Below are 19,926 nucleotides of genomic sequence, written 5' to 3' on the forward strand. Positions count from 1 at the left end.
AGATTCTGTAGAATTCTCGCCACGTTGCCGGCATAGCTCAGTTGGTAGAGCAACTGACTTGTAATCAGTAGGTCCACAGTTCGAATCCGTGTGCCGGCACCATTTCTCGCTTTACTCTCGTTTTTTCCCCATCATTTTCTCAAAATGCGAAATATTCGGATTTAATAAATCCCATTCATTGGCATGACTCACAAAACATTCTGCTTGCGGTTGATACAAATTTGGATCATCCAATGTTCCTGCACGGATTGAAATCATTTCAGGTACGAGTTCTGGTAGACCAAACATTTGTGAACCACAGTTTGGGCAAAATGCACGGCGGATCGATTTGCCAGATAATCCCAAAGACTCAAAATATTTGAGTTCACCAGTAATCTTCAGTTCGGATTGATGAAAGAAAGCAATCGGTGCATAAGCACTGCCTGTGGCTTTCTGACAATCACGGCAATGACAATTAAAACGATAACGTGGCGCAACCTGCGCCTGATAACTCACTGCCCCACACAGGCATGAACCTTTATATTCATTTGGCATCTTGTTCTCACTTTTTTACTGCACTGATTTGAATATAACGTACTAATCCATCTTGGTAGAGTTTTCGGCACAACTTGGCAGTCATGTTTATTTTGAGTTGGGCCACATCAAACGCTGATTTTTCAATTTTCCGTGTTTCGATATATTCCGCAAAACCATTCAACACCGGCTCTGAAAAATCCTGAATTTGAATATCAGTAAAACCATGCTGCGCTAAAGTCTGCCCTTGCTGCTGCTGATCCATCACATGCTGCCAATTCACATCGGCACTTTTTAATAGATAGTGATATTTTTGTTTTTGTAGCGCAGAGCACTGCTGCCAATTTTCCGACCACATCAGGGTGTGAAACGCGATCCGACCTTTTGAATTCAAAACTGAAGATGCTGAATAGAGAAATGAATTCAAATCACTGTGATAAGCCGCATCTATACACAGCACCACATCAAATGAATTCAAAAGTTGCAGTGCTTTTAAATTCAAAAAAGATCCACAATGAATTTGAACCTGCGGTAATTGTTTTTGAATTCGTTTGACACAATCAGGCTGCAACTCAACTGCACTGAGTTGTTGAATGTGATAATGCTGGGTCCAGTGCAACAAACTGGCACCTTGTCCACAGCCTAGATCTAAAACATGATCTGTGGATTTCAGTTGAATCGATTGTGCAATTTGATCGGCCAGACTTTGGCAGGCCTGTGGATAACAATGATGTTGGCCTTGCCAAAAACCTAAATTACTCCAAGCAAGCCATGCATCATCACCGAGTCTTTTGGCATCAATCGCATATTTATGCCCTATGACTTTTTCGATCAGCGCTTGCTTGAAGGTGGCCATGCTTAATAACCGAGTTCAGGCGCAACTTTGACTTTTGGTTTTAATCCAACAAATGGAACGGCTGCACCTAAGATTTCAGAAATATGCATCGCAGAGGTCACGGCAGATTCCAAAATCGGTAAACCATCGCACGACCATGAACCGCAATAAAACACTTTACGGTTTAAGTCCAAATGACGTTGCTGGATTTGTTTATTCAAGGCGACCGTTTCTGAATCGACCACTGCACGGGTAAGTTTCACCTTGGAAATGATTTTCTTCGGATCGATATCAATCACAGGACACCAGGTTTGGAACACGGCATTTTTACCCACCAAGCTTGGTTCAATCGCATTGATCCATACGGTAAATTGCTGACGGGTAAATTTACGATCCATCATATAGCTCAATACCGCCCAATCTTTACGGCGTTGTGGCATCACAATTGGATCGGTATGAATCACCAAATCGCCCTGTTCAAAGCGGAATTTTTTCAGTAAGGCAATATCATCGGCAAATTGTGGCTGCTTGAGGAAATCTTCAATCACTGGGGTTGGTGTCGCAATCACCACACGATCAAATAACTGGCTTTCACCCTGTGCATTTTCCACCAAAACTTTTTCGCCCTGCTCTTCAACTTTTTGAACAGGCGAACCACTATGAATTTCAATGCCTTCAATCAAGCGATTGACCAGTGCAGGCGTTCCGCCTTTCATTCGCAGTAAGGCTTCACCTTCCGTCAACTGACGGATAAATTCTAATAAAGGTTTGGCTGGCCATTCTCCAATGGTTTTAGGATGGCAAGTACAAATGGTATACAGCACTGGCATCACTGTACCATGCCAGAACACTTCCTCAATATGATATTGATTCATGAACTCGGCTAGTGTGATGTCTTGATTATCTGATTTAAAGAATTGATGTACCGCAGTTTTCAGTTGCAACATGCCTTTGACCAAGCGCCAACCATATTGCTGAATGCCTTTGCGGTTATTAATAATCGGGAAATTGCCGATACGGCTACGTGAAGTGGTGAGCCATGTATCTGTTTTATCTTCAAACAACCAACTGCAAGCCATAAAGGTACGGACAGGGAAAGTTTCTATGCCCAAGTAGCTTGCCAAACTTAAAGTATTTTGCCAAAGCTTTGGATTCATTACGCGTAGCGGGGCATCAATAATGCCACCATCAAAATCAATACTATGACTATCCATGCCTCGCCCTGCGAGTGCTTCGAATATAGTTACCTTATGCCCTGCATCATGTAGGATTCTGGCTGAGGCAAGTCCTGCCATTCCACTGCCAATAATTGCAATATCCAAAATTATGTCCCATCAGTTGATGATTTTTCTTGATTATGACCGATAGTTAAGCGAAACACGGTATTAAAAAATACCAGATTGAAGGCTTCTGCCAGACTTTTGTCGTAATATCGTTGTTGGGTTCTTGTTACATTTTATCACAAATTGCATTCCTATCTTAACATAATGAAAAAATTAGACTTATTACATTTTAGGACACAAAAACATACAGAACATTCTATATTTTTTCATTTTCAGTGCTTTATAGCCTTTGCAAAGCCCAATATTAGTGCTATTTTTATTAAACAATAACGAGAACAAAGTCACATAACAAGCTGAATAATTATAAGTGACATAATATTAAAAAAATCAATAGAGGACCCTTACAGCGAAAGCCTATCACTCTAACGGAGTGATAGGCTTTCTTATATAAGCAACTGATTTAACTTGCAATTAAGCTTGCATTGAACCAAATTTACCGCTATTGAAATCACGAACAGCCTCAACGATTTCCGCTTTGCTATTCATAACAAAAGGTCCATAACCTTCAATCGGCTCATTCAGTGGCTGACCAGTCAAAATCAGGAATTTACTGTCCTGTTCGGCCTTGATGCTAAAGTCAATTTCTTCACGGCTCAGCACCACCAAACTCGGTGCTTCTATGCTTTGGTTCTCATTTAAGACCACCTGACCAGAGAGCAATACCAACAATGCGGTATGGCCTTCGGTCGCATAAAAAGTATGTTCCTGATCTTTTACAATCGTACCATCCCAGACATTGACTGGACTAAAGGTGGTTGCTGCACCTGCGGTGTCTTGGTATTGACCTGCAATCACTCGCATCTCACTACCCGCATCATCCAATTTAATGTGCTGAATTTGATCGGCCTCAATGGCTTGGTATTTTGCTGGCGTCATTTTGGAATTCGCTGGCAAATTAACCCACAACTGAACCATTTCAAACAAACCACCTTGATGGGCAAACTCAGGCGAATGGAACTCTTGATGCAAGATACCACCACCTGCGGTCATCCATTGCACATCACCAGCTTTGATGGTTCCACCACCGCCACTTGAGTCTTTATGCGTCACTTCACCTTGATAAGCAATGGTCACGGTCTCAAAGCCACGATGTGGATGCGAACCGACACCATGTTGTGCTGTGGTTGGGTCAAAACGGTATGGTGCAGCATAGTCCAATAGGAGGAATGGGCTGAGGCTTTGGCCTAAACGGTCATAGGAAAACAAGTTATACACTGGGAAACCATCACCGACCCAGTGCATGTGTTTATTTTGATACACACCCAGAATTCTTTTCATTTGGTTTCTCCTATAGAGTAGAAGTTCTGTTCTTGGGATCTATTTTACGCCTCAAGCAGGTGTGCTTATAGCCTCAGAATGGCAACACATTATTCTACATATAGGACAATTGAAAATTTAAAAGCGAATCAAACCCTAAACCTTATCAATCATCCTATTTTTGATATTGTTTATCTCATTTTTTGCGCTTCATCTACATGAAAAATTTAACTAGTATCATTTCAAGCACGACGGAAATTCACTTTCTTTTCCGTGTTCTTTTTACAAAAACATGAGGATACAACAATGGCTAAAGACTATATTCGCCTAGACAAAGACAACGCAGCCGTACTTTTGGTCGACCACCAAGCTGGCCTCCTTTCATTGGTTCGGGATATTGATCCAGACAAATTTAAAAACAATGTTTTGGCATTGGCAGATGCCGCAAAATACTTCAACTTACCGACAATTCTCACCACCAGCTTTGAAAATGGCCCAAATGGTCCACTGGTCCCTGAACTGAAAGAGCTGTTCCCAGATGCTCCTTATATCGCTCGTCCAGGCCAAATCAATGCGTGGGACAATGAAGACTTTGTTAAAGCGGTCAAAGCAACAGGTAAAAAACAATTGATTATTGCCGGTGTGGTCACGGAAGTCTGTGTCGCATTCCCAGCCCTGTCTGCACTGGCAGAAGATTTTGAAGTATTTGTGATTACCGATGCATCAGGAACATTCAATGCCTTAACCCGTGATGCAGCATGGGATCGTATGTCACAAGCAGGCGCACAGCTGATGACCTGGTTTGGGATGGCTTGTGAACTGCACCGTGACTGGCGCAATGATATCGAAGGCTTAGGCGCTTTATTCTCGAATCATATTCCTGATTATCGCAACTTGATGACCAGTTATTTCACCAATACTGCAGAAAAATAAACCGTCATATCAAGATTAGAAGAGGGGCTGTTGATATTTCAGCCATGTCTTGCGTTATCAGCTAAAACGACATAAACAAGGCATGAAATGCAGGTAATGGTCATCCCCTTACCAAGTTTCATAACGCAGTTTAGGGAAGTTTTAGCTATAACCCTACGGGACAGAGACACTTTTTGCCGCTACTGTGTTATGCCTTATTCATTTAGAATAACTAAATCTCATAAGGCATGCCTTGTAGCGTCTAAAAAATGTCTTCTGTCGCAAGCATCTGTGAAATGTCAACAGCCCCCTAGTTAATGCTATCCTAATCTTGTCATATTTATCGGATTCGCTTTGCCTTGATCAACTCATTTGATGACTTTCATTATTTCTATTTGGTGGTGAAACACGGCGGATTTAGCGCGGCCAGCGAAGCTGAAAATATCAGTAAATCCAAGCTCAGCCGTCGCATCATTGAACTTGAACATAAATTTAATGTCAGCCTGATTCAGCGCACCACCCGTCATTTTAAAGTCACGGATTTAGGTCAAGAGTTTTATGAAGAATGCTGCAAAGTGATTGCACAGGTCGAATGTGCCGAGAATGTCCTGCTCAAGCAGAAAAATGAACCGCAAGGCATGGTCAAAATCAGTTGCCCACCGTTAATGATGCATTTCCAAATTCGGAAATTACTCAATCAGTTTTTAAAAGCCTATCCCAAAGTTGAAATCTCTTTAGAATTGACCAGCCGTCGTGTCGATGTGCTACATGATGATATTGATATCGCGATCCGTACTAGTTTTGAACCGAATCAGGATTCCAGTCTCATTGTCCGCGATGTGATTCGAACCGAGCATTGTCTGGTGGCAGCACCCGAATTATTACAAGACAGAACCATTCAGCATTATTCAGAATTACAGCACTATCCGAGCGTGGCCTTGGGTATTCAAAAACATCAATATTATTGGCATTTATGTCATGTTAACAATGATGAAAGTGTAGATGTACCTTATCAGCCACGAGTGAAAAGTAATGATTTGGCAGGGGTTTATTATGCGGTCAATGATGGTTTGGGCATCGCTGATCTGCCTTATCTCACGGTTCAAGCTGATATTCAGAAAGGTAAGTTAATTCATTTGTTACCCGAATGGAAATCCAATCGAGGCACAGTTCAGTTGGTCTATGCTTCACGCAAGGGGCAACGCTTGGTGGTAGAAAAGCTGATCGAAACCCTGATGGAAGGCCTGCGAGAATTGGCAAAAACTGACAGTGGCTATTCTTTATAGTGCAGTTTTTAGTATAAAACTGAGTTCTGCTGTTTTAACTCAGCAAATTTTTGCACCAGAAAATCGATCAATAATTTCATTGATGGCAGCAAGCCACGTCTAGAGGTATAGACTAAGTGAATCAGCTCGGGTTTAGGCTGCCATTCAGGCAATACATGAATCAAACGCCCTTGTTTAATATCTTCAGCCACCATTAATTCTGGTAGTTTTGCCACGCCCAAACCTTGCAGCGTGGCTTCTCTAAGTGCAGTTAAATCCGTGGTAGTGAGGCGTGGATGGCACTGGACTTTTAGCTCTTTTTCCTCGCGTGAAAATAATTGCCAATAATATTCAGGGGCAAAAGATTCCATCATCAGCACGGGAAATTGGGTCAGTTGTTGCGGCTCGCTAATTGAATAAAACTGATGTAACAGGTCTGGACTTGCAACAATAAACTGCCGTGCCAAAGCCAACTCGCGCACAATTAAATCACTGTCTGGCAAAGGTAAAGGACGAATCCGCACGGCCAAATCAAACCGTTCATTGATTAAATCCACACGGCGATTGGTGGCTTCGACATGCAGACTGATTTTCGGATACAGCTGTAAAAACTCATTCAACATGTGACTGATATTGATATGTAATAAATTGGTCGGGCAAGACAGCTTGATCAATCCACGTGGCTCAGCCGTTAAAAATTCGATTGCTTCTTCGGCAGCTTCAGCTTCAATCAACATGGCCTTGCAGTGCTGATAATAAATTTTACCCACCTCGGTAATCGACACCTGTCGGGTAGTTCGATTGATCAGCTTCACCCCGAGTCGGTCTTCCAATTCGGCAATACGACGGCTCAGTAAAGACTTGGTCACCATTAATTCTTGGCTGGCTGCCGAAAAGCCACCGCAATCGATCACTTTCACAAAGAAATATAAGTCATTTAAATCTTTCATATTATTTGCTCGACCCGTCAATGATGACCACAATTGTTCTTGTGACATGACAATATATCCTATTTCAGATATTTTTCAGTCATCGTCCCGTCTATATCATCAATTATACCCCTAAGACAAGATGAGGATACAACAATGACAATGCCAGCAAACTTCAATGGTCAAGCACCTGTTATCGATGTCAATGATGCCGTGATGTTATTGATTGACCACCAAAGTGGTTTATTCCAAACCGTCGGCGATATGCCAATGCCTGAATTACGTCAACGAGCAGCAGCCTTGGCTAAGATTGCCAGTTTGGCCAAAATTCCAGTGATCACCACCGCTTCCGTACCACAAGGCCCCAATGGCCCTTTAATTCCTGAAATCCATGCCAATGCACCTCATGCCCAATATGTAGCACGTAAAGGTGAAATCAATGCATGGCATAACCAAGACTTTGTCAATGCCGTTAAAGCGACAGGCCGTAATACCCTGATCATTGCAGGAACCATTACCAGCGTGTGTATGGCCTTCCCTGCGATCAGTGCCGTTGCCGAAGGCTATAAAGTCTTTGCCGTGATTGATGCTTCTGGAACCTATAGCAAAATGGCAGAAGAAATTACCCTAGCCCGTGTGGTGCAAGCCGGCGTGGTGCCAATGGATACTGCTGCTGTGGCTTCTGAGATTCAACGCACGTGGAACCGTGACGATGCTCTGGAATGGGCACAGGTCTATACCCAGATTTTCCCGGCTTATCAGCTTCTGATTGAAAGTTACAGCAAAGCTCAAGAAGTGGCGACCAACCATGAAACCTTGGACTCTGCGCGATAAAATCAACGCCAACAAAAAAGGCATAGAACTGAGTTCTATGCCTTTTTTATATCTGTTACTTCGATTTAGAACGGTAAATCGTCATCTAAATCAGCAGGTGCTGCCGCAGCAGGTTGAGGTGCTGCTTTTGGTGTATTAAAACCATTGCCTGCTTGTGGGCTACCTGCATAATTACCTTGCTGGTTGCCGCCATTAAAGCCGCCGCCTTGACCATAACCACCTTGGTTGTTGTTGTTATTGTTATAACCGGTATTTTGGTAACCGCCACCTTGGTTATTATTGTTGTTAAAACGGGGTTGGTTAAAGTCGCCACCGCTCTGCTCGCCTTGTTGACGGCTATCCAGCATCTGCATTTGATCGCCACGAATTTCAGTGCTGTAACGCTCTTGACCATTTTGGTCTGTCCATTGACGGGTACGTAATGAACCTTCGATATATACTTTTGAACCTTTACGGAGATACTGTTGTGCAATTTCACCTAAACGGTTGTGCAACACGATACGGTGCCATTCTGTTTGCTCTTTACGCTCACCCGTACTTTTATCCATCCACGATTCACTGGTTGCAATCGAGAATTGAGTTAATGATCCACCATTTGGAAAAGTTTTAGTTTCTGGATCTTTACCTAAAGTACCTACTAAAATAACTTTATTCACACCACGCATTAGCTGTCTTCATCCTATATATTTCTATGTTTTACTTTATAAGAGTTATGATTAAATGGCTACCTCTTTGCCAATCAAGTGCGTTAAATCTTGTCGCCCAGCATCATTAATGCACTGTTTATCGACTTTAATATACGCAACTTGCTGTTCTGGCATCACCACGACTTCTTCAATACCACGAATCGCCAACAGTTTTGAAGTCCATTCATCTGTTTGTATTGCTTGAGGTAAAGGCAACACAATAGAAGACAAATATCTCGGCTGAGCCAGACCAAAACTAATTAGCAGCCATATTATAGCAATCCCCGTCAGCACACTCCACCCGAGCGCAGTATTCTGTAACATCAAAAGCTGCCCACCCAAGGTTCCGCCAAAGAAGGCACCCAAAAACTGGCTACTGGCATTCACGCCCATGGCAGTGGCTTTGGATTGGATCGGAGCTGCTTTGGATAACCAAGAGGGTAATAATGCTTCCATCACGTTAAATGCAATAAAGAATAAACCCAGTCCTGCCAGCAATACATATTTAGATTCATAGCCAAAGATCAGAATCAGTAAGCCACCGATAATCCCTGCAATTGCAGTGAGAAAAATGCCGCGCATTTTGCGATATTTTTCCGCGATGATAATGCTTGGAAAGGCAAAGAACAGACTAATCACTAACAGAGGTAAATAGACTAAACCATGCTTTGCTAAAGGAATTCCAGCATATTCGATCAGCTGTGAAGGCACATAAATAAACATCGCAGTCAGCAATAAATGCAGTGCAAACACCGAGACATGTAGACGATTCAACTCGCCCATTTGGATGACTTGCTTGAGCTGATTCAGATAGCCTTGCTGATAGTTGCGATGGTGTCGCGTGACTTTAGGGACCAGCAAGAGCATTGCAATCGCAGCCAAGCCCATAATCGTGGTCACAAAAAATAAGCCAGAAATGCCAACTAAACTGGTCAGCCACGGCCCTAAGCTAAAGGCCACCACAAAAGACAGACCAATACTCATGCCCATTGCGGCCATGGCTTTGGTCCGCTGTTCTTCACGGGTGACATCGGCCAGTAATGCCATCACCACAGCCGAAACTGCACCTGCACCTGCGATGGCACGCCCAATAATCACCCCGTAAATGGTATCGGATAGACCTGCGATAGCACCGCCAATGGCAAATAACAATAAGCCAAGCACCACCAGAGGCTTCCGGCTAAAGCGATCAGCCAATAAGCTAAATGGAATCTGTAAAATTGCTTGGGTTAAGCCATAGACCCCCACTGCAAGCCCAATTAAGGCAGGTGTGGCATATTGATAGGATTGTCCTGCGACTGAAAACACAGGAATAATCATGAACAAGCCCAACATGCGTAAGGCAAAAATGCTACTTAAGGCAAAGGTTGAACGGCGTTCTAAAGCATTCATTATTGATAAGACACTATAACTGGCTCAGCGAATTATAAGCCATTCGCCTACAAAGGTTGTACGTAGATTATGAAAAACATAATCTTTCTGCAGAGAAAAAATAAAGGAGCGATATTCGCTCCTTTATTTACACTAACTGATCAAACTGAAAACAAGCTTAAGAGGCTTGTTGTTCACGCTTGCTATATTGAATCGAAGCAATCACTGCCCACACAATAAAGGCCACACCGATCAGCCCCGTAACCACTTCAGGCACATGTAAACCTGTACCGCTGGCAATCATAATGAATGCCAGAGCACCAATCGCATAATGCGCCCCATGCTCTAAGTAGATATACGCATCCAAAGTGCCTTTCTCCACCAGATAAATGGTCATTGAGCGGACAAAGATCGCGCCAATTGCTAGCCCCAGCATGATGATCACCACATCACTGGTAATCGCAAATGCACCAATCACACCATCAAAACTGAAGGATGCATCCAGTACTTCAAGGTAGAGGAAACCACCAAAACCAGCTTTTACCACCCCCGAAGCTGCACCACTTGAGTCATGGCCAATGGCATTGCCATTTTCATCAATCTCAGGCTCGCCACCCAATAAATGACTCAAGACCTGTACTCCGATATACACCACGATGCCCCAGATTCCGGCCATGGTTACAGCCAAACGAGCAGACTCATCGACATTCGCTGCCATGATGATCATCGCGATCAAGGCCAAGAACACCGACATGGCAGGCACGTTGGCCAAATGGGCTAATTTCGCTTCCAACCATTTAAACCAATGGGTTTCTTTACCATCGTCAAAGAAGAAGTTTAAGAACACCATCAATAAGAAAGTACCCCCAAAAGCTGAAATTTCAGCATGATGGGCCATTAAGCGTTCTGAATAGGTTTTTGGATCGTTCAGAGCCATTTTAGCGACTTCAACCATGCCCATATCAGCGGTTACCGCGACAATCACCACAGGGAAGATTAAACGCATCCCAAATACGGCAATCAAGATACCGACGGTCAAGAAGATCATTTTCCAGAAATGATCCCAACCACGCAGTACTGAGGCATTCACCACCGCATTATCGAAAGAAAGAGACACTTCCATCACCGCTAGAATTGCAGTAATGGTCAGTGCTTTTAGCATGGTGGCAACACCCGCTTCAGGGCCATGTGTATAGCCCCAGTAAGCCGAAAGTGCTAAACACACAATCGTAAAAAATATTGAGAAACGGAAATGCTTCATGAGCAGCCTTTTATCCAAATATAGAGTGATAAAAATGTGCTTATTGTAGGCGAGTTTTGCCCCAAAAGAGAAAAGATTGTTGGACTTGTTTGGCAAAAAAAACCATCCAGACCAGACTCTGCTATAGTGCTGAAAGATTTCTTTTATATGTACTTTAATAGGTTCATTCCATGACGTTTTCTCAAGATGTTTGGCAACGTAATCAAGATTTATATCAAAAAATATTAGCGCTTCCGTTTAATCAAGAGCTTGCAGCAGGCACACTCGATCGTTCAGCTTTTTGTCATTATGTGATTCAAGATGCGCATTACTTATTGGCCTATGGTCGTGCCTTGGCGGTTGCTGCCGCAAAGGCCTATGAAGCCGATGATGTGATTCAGTTTTCTGAAGCAGCAAAAATCGCCATTATTGTGGAACGCAGCTTGCACAGTGACTTTATGCAGGAATTTGAAATCAGCAAGACCGAGTTTGAAAGCACACCGCTGACTTTGGCCTGCCATCATTACACCTCATTCTTGACGGCAACCGCATGGTCGGAAAGCTATCCTGTGATTTTAGCGGCCTTACTGCCCTGTTTCTGGATTTATGCCGAAGTAGGTAAAGACATCGTCAGCCAATCGGTTGCCAACAATCCGTACCAAGCATGGATCGATACTTATGCAGGCGAGGAATTTAATACTGCGGTACGCAATGTGATTGCGACGGTTGATAAAGTGGCAGCCCGTTGTGATGAAGATACCTTAGCCAAAATGCATGCGGCTTATACCATGGGGGCAAAACTGGAGTGGTTATTCTGGGACAGCGCTTATCAGCAACGTCAATGGTTAGGTCTGGATCAAGCCTAAGCGCCTAGCCCTGAGCCATATTTTCTCCAGACATAAAAAAGCCCCAATTAAGGGGCTTAGTCGTATATCGTATCGTCCGATATACTGTATGAGGCTCATCTCAAACTGAGCGCATTAAAGCATAAATCAGCTCAAATGCCTACTTTTATTGCTGGGTTAAAAAACATTCACCACAATTAAAGCAATCAATGCAGGCACCGCCTGAATATAAATAATCTTTTTACTCGCAGTCAGCCCCCCATAAATCCCGGCAATCAAGACACAGCCTAAAAAGAAATTGGCAATTGCCGTGGCGTAGTCTGCGGGTGCTAGCAAGGCCCAGAATAATCCAGCTGCCAGAAAACCATTATACAGCCCCTGATTTTGTGCCAACACTTTGGTCAGTTGTGCCTTTTCCAAACTATTGCCAAAGGCCTTTAAACCATAGGGCTTGTCCCACAAAAACATTTCCAGTACCAAGATATAAACGTGCAATACTGCAATCAACCCGATCAATACTTGTCCCAACATGCGATTTTTCCTTTTTATTGTGTTCGAATTTAATCAGGCCAAACCCTAGACTGACCTCATATGTTTTATAGTGATGGTGTTAACAACACTTTACCTTGACGCGCGCCTTGAGTTGCTTTCAATGCCGCGGCTTCGATCTGATCGAAACTAAAAACACCTTCGACGGGTAGAACCAGTTTTTTCTGCGTCGCCAATGTAATTAGTTCCACAAACAAAGCCTTTTTACGCTCTGCTGGCATTTCTTTATTGACCACACTGGCCCAGAAACCCTTAACCGTGGCTTGTTTAAAAATCAGATCCCCCGATGAGATCTGCATGGTCTCGCCAGTCATACTGCCAAACGAAACCAACAGACTATTTTCACTGAGTAAATTCAACATTTCCCCGCTGGCGCTGCCGCCAATTGAATCCACCCCAGCAATTAATGACTGATCCGCATGTATCGCTTTTACCTGTTGTTTCCAATCTGGCTGGTCTGTCGCAACCACATGCTGAATCCCCAAGGCCTGCATTTCCGCAATCGCATCGCTACGACGAACCAAATTAATCACTTGTAGTCCGCGCGCTTGAGCAATCATGGCGACAGTTTTTCCTACCGCACCATTTGCGGTATTTTGAATCAACCATTGACCTGCTTGTACGTTGACAAAATCGAGGAGCATCAGCGCACTGATCGGCATCCCGATTAGTTGTGCGGCGGTTTGGTCATCAATCGCGTCATTTAAAGCAATAATACTAGCTGCCGGCGCGATAAAATATTCCGCCCAACTGCCATGTACTCCTGCGACTGCAACACGCTGTCCTAATTTACTTGCATCAACACCTTCACCCACTGCATCGACGATACCCACCGCTTCGCTGCCACCAATCGCAGGCAAGGTTGGCTTATAACCATAGCTACCACGTACAGTCCAAACATCGTGATTATGGATTGGAGACATAATCATCTTGATACGAACTTCACCTGCTTTCGGCTCAGGCTGAGGCATATCACCCAACTGCAACACATCGACGGGTTCACCAAAACTGTGATGGATAATACTTTGCATGTTTTATTCCTTAATCGGTTGGAGCAGTTGTTGAGTGGTTTCTAAAGCTAAATATAGCGGTGCTTTGTCTTGAGCCAACTTGGTCATCAAAGCGGCACCCAACCACAATTGATACATCACCTGAGCTGTTTTTAATGGGTCAAGATGGGTAGGAATTGAGCCTTGTTGTTGCCCTTCTTGTAATAACAACGCCACGCGTTGTGTCAATCGATGCACACCGAGGTTGAGAATTTGGCGCATGTCTTCAGATAAATCTGAAACCTCTGCGGCCAATTTCACAATCAGACAATTCTCTGCCCAACTACCATAAACAGGATCATCGATCCACGCCTGCCATAACGCCATCAAACGCGCATACGCACTTTGTTCGGCCTGTTGCCAGAGCTGCTCGACACGGGCTTTATAGTCCGCCATATATTGTTCCAGCAAGGCACAACCAAACGCCTCTTTCGAAGCAAAATAATGGTAGAACGATCCTTTCGGGACGTCACAGGCCTTGAGAATCTCTTGCAAGCCAACACCGACAAAACCTTTACGCAATACCAGTTCAAAGCTGGTATCGAGAATGTGTTGTCGCGTGGCTTCACTTTTATTTGATCGTTTCATCGTCACACTATAAATCAATATTAGACCAGTCGTCTAGTAAAATATCTATTTTAATAAGTGATCAATTTTTACATGGTAATCTGAGGCATTGAATGCTAAAAATACTAGGCGCTTGGCGTGAGACAAATGTGAACCAGTTCATTAACCGTCACAATTTGTCGTTTTAATTATTTTTATACCACTTGAACGATTTTAAATCGCTATCATATACACGTTTTCATATTCAGCTTATTGAGATGTATTTATGAGTCAAAGTCATATCCGTATTCGAGGCGCACGTACCCATAATTTAAAAAATGTGTCACTCGATATTCCACGTGACAAGTTTGTGGTGATTACGGGACTTTCTGGCTCAGGTAAATCATCCTTGGCCTTTGATACCTTGTATGCCGAAGGTCAACGTCGTTATGTCGAATCACTTTCCGCTTATGCGCGTCAATTCCTGTCACAAATGGAAAAACCAGAAGTCGATTCGATTGAAGGTCTCTCCCCCGCAATTGCGATTGAGCAAAAGTCGACCAGTCATAACCCACGTTCAACCGTGGGCACCATTACCGAAATTTATGACTATTTACGTTTACTCTATGCGCGTGTAGGAACACCTTACTGCCCTGAACATGATCTGCCGATGGTGGCACAAACCATTTCAGAAATGGTCGATGCAGTAAAAAGCCTTGAAGAAGGCACTGCACTGATGTTGCTCGCTCCTGTAGTCCGTGAGCGTAAAGGTGAATACACTCAACTGTTTGAACAGCTTCAAGGCCAAGGTTTTGTACGTGCCCGTGTCGATGGGGAGATCATTGATATTGATACCCCGCCGGAACTGGACAAAAAGAAAAAACATACCATTGAAGTGGTGGTCGATCGTTTTAAAGTGCGTGATGATCTGGGTAACCGTATCGCAGAATCGTTTGAAACGGCACTGCGTCTAGGCGGCGATATTGCAGTGCTATCATGGATGAATGGCGAACATCCTGAACGTGTGTTTTCAGCCAAACATTCTTGCCCTGAATGTGACCGTGCTGTAGCAGAGCTTGAACCACGTCTATTCTCATTCAACAACCCCTTCGGTGCCTGCCCTGTCTGCGATGGTTTGGGAACGCGTAGCCATTTCAGCGCCGACAAGTTAATTCCGAATCCAGAAGTGTCCATCAGCCAAGGTGCAATTCGTGGTTGGGACAGACAGCGTCCGTATTACTACACCATGCTGCAAAAAGTGGCTGATCATTTCAATATTGACCTCGATCAACCGTGGAACACATTAGATAAAGACACGCAGAAAAAATTCTTACAAGGCTCAGGCAAAGAGAAAATCGATCTAAGCTATATCGATGAACGTGGTCGTAAACACAGCCGTGTGCAAGCCTTTGAAGGGATTTTGCCGCATTTGGAACGTCGCTACCGCGAAACTGAATCGAATTATGTACGTGATGATCTGGCGCAATATCTATCGAATGCGGCTTGTGACGCTTGCGGTGGTTCACGTCTGAATGAAATTTCTCGTCATGTGCGAGTCAAAGACAAGACCATTGCCCAAATCACCAAAATGTCGATTGGTGATGCGGAACACTATTATCAAGACCTGAACCTTGAAGGGGCTAAAGGCGAAATCGCCGATAAAATCTTTAAAGAGATTCGTGAGCGTTTACACTTCCTGGTCAGCGTTGGTCTGAATTATCTCAGCTTGGCACGTTCAGCTGAAACCCTTTCAGGGGGTGAAGCACAACGTATTCGTCTGGCCTCACAAATTGGTGCGGGCCTCATGGGCGTGATGTACGTACTGGATGAACCATCAATTGGCCTGCATCAACGCGATAATGATCGCCTATTACAAACCCTAATTCGCCTACGTGATTTGGGCAATACGGTACTGGTGGTTGAGCATGATGAAGATGCGATTCGTGCCGCTGACCATATTATTGATATCGGCCCAGGTGCGGGGATTCATGGCGGTGCCGTGATTGCCGAAGGAACTTACGATGAATTGGCCAATCATGCGGACTCGCTCACAGGCCAATACCTGTCAGGCAAGCTCAAAATTGAAGTACCGAAACAACGTACCATCTCACCGCGCCCAGATGAAGTCATCAAGCTCTCTGGTGCCAGCGGACATAACTTACAGAATGTGGATTTGACCATTCCATTGGGCATCATGACTTGTGTGACTGGGGTTTCAGGTTCAGGTAAATCAACCTTGATTAACCGTACCTTATTGCCTTTAGCTGCGACTCAACTGAATGGTGCAACCACACTGACTGCCGAAAAATTTGATTCGATTGATGGCTTACAGCATTTGGATAAAGTGGTCGATATTGACCAAAGTCCAATTGGTCGTACTCCACGTTCCAATCCAGCTACTTATACCGGTTTATTCACGCCGATTCGTGAATTGTTTGCACAAACGCCTGAAGCCAAAGCCCGTGGTTACAGCGCAGGTCGCTTCTCGTTTAACGTGAAAGGCGGTCGTTGTGAAGCCTGTGAAGGCGATGGCATGATCAAGGTGGCGATGCATTTCTTGCCTGATATGTATGTGCCATGTGATGCCTGCCATGGCAAGCGTTATAACCGTGAAACTTTAGAAGTGGGTTATAAAGGCAAGAATATTTCTGATGTACTGGAAATGACAGTTGAAGATGCCGCTGAGTTCTTTAGTGCAATACCTGTGATTCATCGTCGTTTAGATACTTTAACCCAGGTCGGGCTTGGCTATATTCGTTTAGGACAAGCAGCGACAACCCTTTCAGGTGGTGAAGCACAACGGGTGAAACTGGCACGAGAGTTGGCAAAACGCGATACAGGTCGAACCTTATATATTTTGGATGAACCGACCACAGGTCTGCATTTCCATGATATTGCCAAGTTACTCGACATTTTGTATGAGCTCCGCAATAAGGGCAATACCATCGTGGTGATTGAGCATAATCTGGATGTGATCAAAACTGCCGATTGGGTGATTGATCTCGGTCCTGAAGGCGGTTCGGGTGGTGGTCAAATTATTGCCGAAGGGACACCAGAACACGTAGCACAAGTTGAAATTTCACATACTGGTCGTTTCTTAAAACCGATGTTGAAATGATCCTTCTTATAAAGAATTAGAGTTCTCTAACAGGATTAAGTACACAAACTTAATCCTGTTTTTGATTCAATATTTCAAGATACCTAAAGCAAAATAAGCATCAGACCTTCCGCACAAGCTTTAAGTCTCTACAATATTCTTCCCTTTTGCCTTCGCTTTAAGTAAGGACTGATCCGCTTTTTCCAACAGCTCCAACCAACTTTTGGCGCCAATCGCCACACCGATACTGACCGAAACATGAAGTGATTCAGTTACATTCGGGATCACAATCCTTTGTTTTAAAATAGCCGAACGCATACTTTCTGCCATCACTTTAGCAGCGCCCATCTGGATATTCTCGATTACGACCAAGAACTCATCACCGCCATAACGCACGATTAAATCCGAGGCCCGCACATTATGTTTCAGTTGATCGGCAATCATGCTAATCACCTGATCCCCGACAATATGCCCATACTGGTCATTCACGAACTTAAAATTATCAATATCAATTGCAATCACGCAGGTCTGAGACAAAGACTCAGGTTTGGATTCCAACATTTGAATATATTCATCCAAGGCCAAGCGGTTAGCGACTCCTGTTAGCACATCTGAATTCGCAATTTTTTTAAGTTGTAGTTCCATTTGATCACGCTGTGTCAACATGACTTTGAGTTTATCAATCGCCTCAAACAAGGAAAAAAACTCACCTTTCCGCTTGTTTTCCGCAGGGAGTTCATCTGAAGTTCCTGAAAGGCGTAAAATCATATTACGCGCATGAATTAATGGGCTAAATACCCTTCGCTTCGCGTAGATCATGGTAAAAATAGCGATCAGCAAAGATAGACTTGAAATACACAAGGTGAATATGAATTGCCGCTTTGCCAACTTATTCTGTTCATCAGCCACCCGAATACTGTAATCCAGAATATAGTTTTGCAAATCCATCACCGTGGTGAATTTCCCCACCATTCGTTCTGTCAGTTCCGTGCCCGACAGGAAATAGGCCTGATTATTCTTGCTTTCATCAAGCAGCTTCGCCACGATCGGCAAGCCTTTATCTAAAAATTCGGTTTTTACACGGCGATATAAACGCACATATTCAGGCGTCTTTGACTGTTCCGGCTGAATCGTGTCAATTAATTCCCAGAGATAAATTGCTTGATGTTGAGTCTGTAACGAGCGCGCTCGGTTTTCATCTGAAATTTTCTCATCAAAGGTCACAGGCGCCATAATATTAGACGCCACCCGCCCTGCCTGATCACGCATATCCGTGAGCACCAGAATTGCCGTAAAGTAATTCGACATCTTGCTATTCTTGCTATTGGAACGTACCAATAACCACGTTAAAAACTCACGGCTTTCATCCCAGACACTAAACATCGATAAAATTGCATGATCATACTGTTTCGATGTTCGCTCAGCATGTGGTGTATTGGCATAGGCATCAACAATAGCGCGCGCTTTGGATAATTTAACTTTTAAATCTGTTTCCAATTCATAGGCAATCAGCCTAAAACCGTTTTGCTTTAAGATCGCAATCGTGTCATCAATTTCTGCATCAACAATTTTACGATACTCGAATAATTCCTTCTGATTTTCTAACAACACCTCAGGCTGACTCGACATCAATTTATTGGAAGGAGCCCGTTCTCTGGAAATTTTATTGGATGTTTTGACTAAGGCGCGCAGACAGGTAATTTCGGTCAGCGTCTGGTCAGATTTTATATATTCTTGGTAACTATTGATAATTAGAGGAATGGACAGATAAAAAATCGAAAAGATAATGACAATCATGCAGAAAAAGAGGCGACGGCTAATTTGCTCAGATCGTAATTTCGAGCTTTTTAATTTACGCCCCATTCACACACCTTGCACTTTTCAAGAACGATCTCAATTGATTTTTAAACAGAGATTAATTTTACCCGAATTCTAAATCGCACTACCACGCTTAAACCGAGGTTTTTGGTTACATTAATCGCGATGCATTGGTTTAAATCATTATTTTAAGATCGAGCTTATTTGTCAAAACTAAAAGTGAGAATGATTTTTATTTAAATTAAATTAACTAAGTAATTTATCTTATTAAAATAAATATTTTGAAATCTAACCCAATTCGCCATATCCCCCTATCAGTTAGAGCAGTTTTTTCTGAATTACCTTATCTAAGATGATCTTAGAATTAATACTCATAATGCCTTTAATCTTATTCAATTTATTAATAATGAATTGTGAAAACGCATTCAGGTCTTTGGTTGCGACATGCAGCACATAGTTAGACTCACCTGTAATCACATAGGCATTGATGACTTCTTCAAAGCCATCAATCTGCTTTAAGAAAAAATTATGATCAGTTTCAGTTAGTTGAATTAATTTTATTTCAACTATGGCCTCAATTTTAATGCCTAATTTTTCATAATTGAGCCGAGCTTGATACTTCTCAATAATGCCATTGCTTTCCAAAAGTTTGACCCGTCGATGACAGGCGGAGGGTGAAAGATTCACCAGATCGGCCAATTCCTGATTACTCAGGCGTGCATCGTTCTGCAAGAAATTTAGGATTTTAAGATCAATCGCATCAATATTCATATTCGGAAATTATTCTAATAATTTAAATATTATTGAAATCATATCCTAATTTTTAACTTTATCTAC

18 protein-coding genes and 1 tRNA gene are annotated in these 19,926 nt (G+C 43.2%); 6 read left to right on the forward strand and 13 right to left on the reverse strand.

Annotation, left to right across the window (positions count from 1 at the left end; translation table 11 throughout):
* The first annotated feature begins 26 nt into the window (after positions 1-26).
* Positions 27-102 (forward strand) — tRNA-Thr (locus tag NDN13_RS13370).
* A gap of 9 nt (positions 103-111) precedes the next feature.
* Here the strand turns inward: NDN13_RS13370 and NDN13_RS13375 are convergent.
* From NDN13_RS13375 to NDN13_RS13390, 4 genes are all read right to left on the reverse strand, one after another.
* On the reverse strand, positions 112-534 hold the full coding sequence (locus NDN13_RS13375; protein ID WP_251115803.1) for a GFA family protein: 423 nt from the start codon (positions 532-534) through the stop codon (positions 112-114).
* Positions 535-541: 7 nt separating this feature from the next.
* Complete coding sequence (locus tag NDN13_RS13380; protein WP_251115804.1) at positions 542-1,369, reverse strand: SAM-dependent methyltransferase; 828 nt, start codon at positions 1,367-1,369, stop codon at positions 542-544.
* 2 nt (positions 1,370-1,371) lie between these two features.
* Complete coding sequence (locus NDN13_RS13385) at positions 1,372-2,670, reverse strand: FAD-dependent oxidoreductase (protein WP_004803715.1); 1,299 nt, start codon at positions 2,668-2,670, stop codon at positions 1,372-1,374.
* A gap of 432 nt (positions 2,671-3,102) precedes the next feature.
* Positions 3,103-3,969, reverse strand: coding sequence for a pirin family protein (locus NDN13_RS13390; protein WP_251115805.1), 867 nt, complete (start codon positions 3,967-3,969; stop codon positions 3,103-3,105).
* Positions 3,970-4,254: 285 nt separating this feature from the next.
* Here NDN13_RS13390 and ycaC point away from each other — a divergent pair, with 285 nt between their 5' ends.
* The gene (ycaC, locus tag NDN13_RS13395) at positions 4,255-4,881 is read left to right on the forward strand and encodes an isochorismate family cysteine hydrolase YcaC (RefSeq protein WP_004657244.1); all 627 of its coding nucleotides are present in this window, start codon (positions 4,255-4,257) and stop codon (positions 4,879-4,881) included.
* A 338-nt stretch (positions 4,882-5,219) separates the two neighbouring features.
* On the forward strand, positions 5,220-6,146 hold the full coding sequence (locus NDN13_RS13400; protein ID WP_251115806.1) for a LysR substrate-binding domain-containing protein: 927 nt from the start codon (positions 5,220-5,222) through the stop codon (positions 6,144-6,146).
* An 8-nt stretch (positions 6,147-6,154) separates the two neighbouring features.
* Here NDN13_RS13400 and NDN13_RS13405 read toward each other — a convergent pair whose 3' ends face one another.
* A complete protein-coding gene (locus NDN13_RS13405; protein ID WP_251118235.1) occupies positions 6,155-7,075 on the reverse strand; it encodes a LysR substrate-binding domain-containing protein in 921 nt (306 codons plus the stop codon).
* A 135-nt stretch (positions 7,076-7,210) separates the two neighbouring features.
* Between NDN13_RS13405 and NDN13_RS13410 the strand changes: the two genes are divergently transcribed.
* Complete coding sequence (locus NDN13_RS13410; protein WP_251115807.1) at positions 7,211-7,888, forward strand: hydrolase; 678 nt, start codon at positions 7,211-7,213, stop codon at positions 7,886-7,888.
* Between the two features lie 65 nt (positions 7,889-7,953).
* Here the strand turns inward: NDN13_RS13410 and ssb are convergent, their stop codons facing one another.
* The 3 genes from ssb to NDN13_RS13425 form a co-directional block, all read right to left on the reverse strand.
* The gene (gene ssb / locus NDN13_RS13415; protein WP_251115808.1) at positions 7,954-8,553 is read right to left on the reverse strand and encodes a single-stranded DNA-binding protein; all 600 of its coding nucleotides are present in this window, start codon (positions 8,551-8,553) and stop codon (positions 7,954-7,956) included.
* Between the two features lie 51 nt (positions 8,554-8,604).
* Positions 8,605-9,969, reverse strand: a complete 1,365-nt coding sequence (locus NDN13_RS13420; protein ID WP_251118236.1) for an MFS transporter — start codon at positions 9,967-9,969, stop codon at positions 8,605-8,607.
* Positions 9,970-10,123: 154 nt separating this feature from the next.
* The gene (locus tag NDN13_RS13425; RefSeq protein WP_241338286.1) at positions 10,124-11,206 is read right to left on the reverse strand and encodes a DUF475 domain-containing protein; all 1,083 of its coding nucleotides are present in this window, start codon (positions 11,204-11,206) and stop codon (positions 10,124-10,126) included.
* A gap of 170 nt (positions 11,207-11,376) precedes the next feature.
* On the opposite strand from NDN13_RS13425, the gene tenA reads away from it, so the two are divergent.
* Positions 11,377-12,051: a thiaminase II gene (gene tenA / locus NDN13_RS13430; protein ID WP_251115809.1), complete on the forward strand. Its 675-nt coding sequence runs from the start codon at positions 11,377-11,379 to the stop codon at positions 12,049-12,051.
* A gap of 156 nt (positions 12,052-12,207) precedes the next feature.
* Here the strand turns inward: tenA and NDN13_RS13435 are convergent, their stop codons facing one another.
* The 3 genes from NDN13_RS13435 to NDN13_RS13445 form a co-directional block, all read right to left on the reverse strand.
* Entirely contained in the window at positions 12,208-12,561 is a 354-nt protein-coding gene (locus NDN13_RS13435) for a DUF1304 domain-containing protein (RefSeq protein ID WP_251115810.1), read from the reverse strand.
* A gap of 65 nt (positions 12,562-12,626) precedes the next feature.
* The gene (locus NDN13_RS13440) at positions 12,627-13,610 is read right to left on the reverse strand and encodes a zinc-binding dehydrogenase (protein WP_251115811.1); all 984 of its coding nucleotides are present in this window, start codon (positions 13,608-13,610) and stop codon (positions 12,627-12,629) included.
* Between the two features lie 3 nt (positions 13,611-13,613).
* Entirely contained in the window at positions 13,614-14,216 is a 603-nt protein-coding gene (locus NDN13_RS13445) for a TetR/AcrR family transcriptional regulator (protein ID WP_251115812.1), read from the reverse strand.
* Between the two features lie 244 nt (positions 14,217-14,460).
* On the opposite strand from NDN13_RS13445, the gene uvrA reads away from it, so the two are divergent.
* The gene (gene uvrA / locus NDN13_RS13450) at positions 14,461-17,292 is read left to right on the forward strand and encodes an excinuclease ABC subunit UvrA (protein WP_251115813.1); all 2,832 of its coding nucleotides are present in this window, start codon (positions 14,461-14,463) and stop codon (positions 17,290-17,292) included.
* A 120-nt stretch (positions 17,293-17,412) separates the two neighbouring features.
* Here uvrA and NDN13_RS13455 read toward each other — a convergent pair whose 3' ends face one another.
* Together NDN13_RS13455 and gigD are read right to left on the reverse strand one after the other, a co-directional pair.
* Complete coding sequence (locus NDN13_RS13455) at positions 17,413-19,134, reverse strand: GGDEF domain-containing protein (RefSeq protein ID WP_251115814.1); 1,722 nt, start codon at positions 19,132-19,134, stop codon at positions 17,413-17,415.
* 273 nt (positions 19,135-19,407) lie between these two features.
* Positions 19,408-19,860: an Lrp/AsnC family transcriptional regulator GigD gene (gigD, locus tag NDN13_RS13460; protein WP_241271675.1), complete on the reverse strand. Its 453-nt coding sequence runs from the start codon at positions 19,858-19,860 to the stop codon at positions 19,408-19,410.
* Positions 19,861-19,926: the final 66 nt, after the last annotated feature.

The sequence above is a fragment of the Acinetobacter sp. C32I genome (genome assembly GCF_023702715.1).
In the GTDB taxonomy this organism is placed as follows: Bacteria; Pseudomonadota; Gammaproteobacteria; order Pseudomonadales; family Moraxellaceae; genus Acinetobacter.

What these genes read in the sequence shown, in the direction of transcription:
- NDN13_RS13375 (WP_251115803.1), bottom strand. Translation starts at nt 534, where the DNA reads ATGCCAAATGAATATAAAGGTTCATGCCTGTGTGGGGCAGTGAGTTAT.
- NDN13_RS13380 (WP_251115804.1), bottom strand. Translation starts at nt 1,369, where the DNA reads ATGGCCACCTTCAAGCAAGCGCTGATCGAAAAAGTCATAGGGCATAAA.
- NDN13_RS13390 (WP_251115805.1), bottom strand. Translation starts at nt 3,969, where the DNA reads ATGAAAAGAATTCTGGGTGTGTATCAAAATAAACACATGCACTGGGTC.
- ycaC (WP_004657244.1), top strand. Translation starts at nt 4,255, where the DNA reads ATGGCTAAAGACTATATTCGCCTAGACAAAGACAACGCAGCCGTACTT.
- NDN13_RS13405 (WP_251118235.1), bottom strand. Translation starts at nt 7,075, where the DNA reads ATGAAAGATTTAAATGACTTATATTTCTTTGTGAAAGTGATCGATTGC.
- NDN13_RS13410 (WP_251115807.1), top strand. Translation starts at nt 7,211, where the DNA reads ATGACAATGCCAGCAAACTTCAATGGTCAAGCACCTGTTATCGATGTC.
- ssb (WP_251115808.1), bottom strand. Translation starts at nt 8,553, where the DNA reads ATGCGTGGTGTGAATAAAGTTATTTTAGTAGGTACTTTAGGTAAAGAT.
- NDN13_RS13425 (WP_241338286.1), bottom strand. Translation starts at nt 11,206, where the DNA reads ATGAAGCATTTCCGTTTCTCAATATTTTTTACGATTGTGTGTTTAGCA.
- tenA (WP_251115809.1), top strand. Translation starts at nt 11,377, where the DNA reads ATGACGTTTTCTCAAGATGTTTGGCAACGTAATCAAGATTTATATCAA.
- NDN13_RS13435 (WP_251115810.1), bottom strand. Translation starts at nt 12,561, where the DNA reads ATGTTGGGACAAGTATTGATCGGGTTGATTGCAGTATTGCACGTTTAT.
- NDN13_RS13440 (WP_251115811.1), bottom strand. Translation starts at nt 13,610, where the DNA reads ATGCAAAGTATTATCCATCACAGTTTTGGTGAACCCGTCGATGTGTTG.
- NDN13_RS13445 (WP_251115812.1), bottom strand. Translation starts at nt 14,216, where the DNA reads ATGAAACGATCAAATAAAAGTGAAGCCACGCGACAACACATTCTCGAT.
- uvrA (WP_251115813.1), top strand. Translation starts at nt 14,461, where the DNA reads ATGAGTCAAAGTCATATCCGTATTCGAGGCGCACGTACCCATAATTTA.
- NDN13_RS13455 (WP_251115814.1), bottom strand. Translation starts at nt 19,134, where the DNA reads ATGGGGCGTAAATTAAAAAGCTCGAAATTACGATCTGAGCAAATTAGC.
- gigD (WP_241271675.1), bottom strand. Translation starts at nt 19,860, where the DNA reads ATGAATATTGATGCGATTGATCTTAAAATCCTAAATTTCTTGCAGAAC.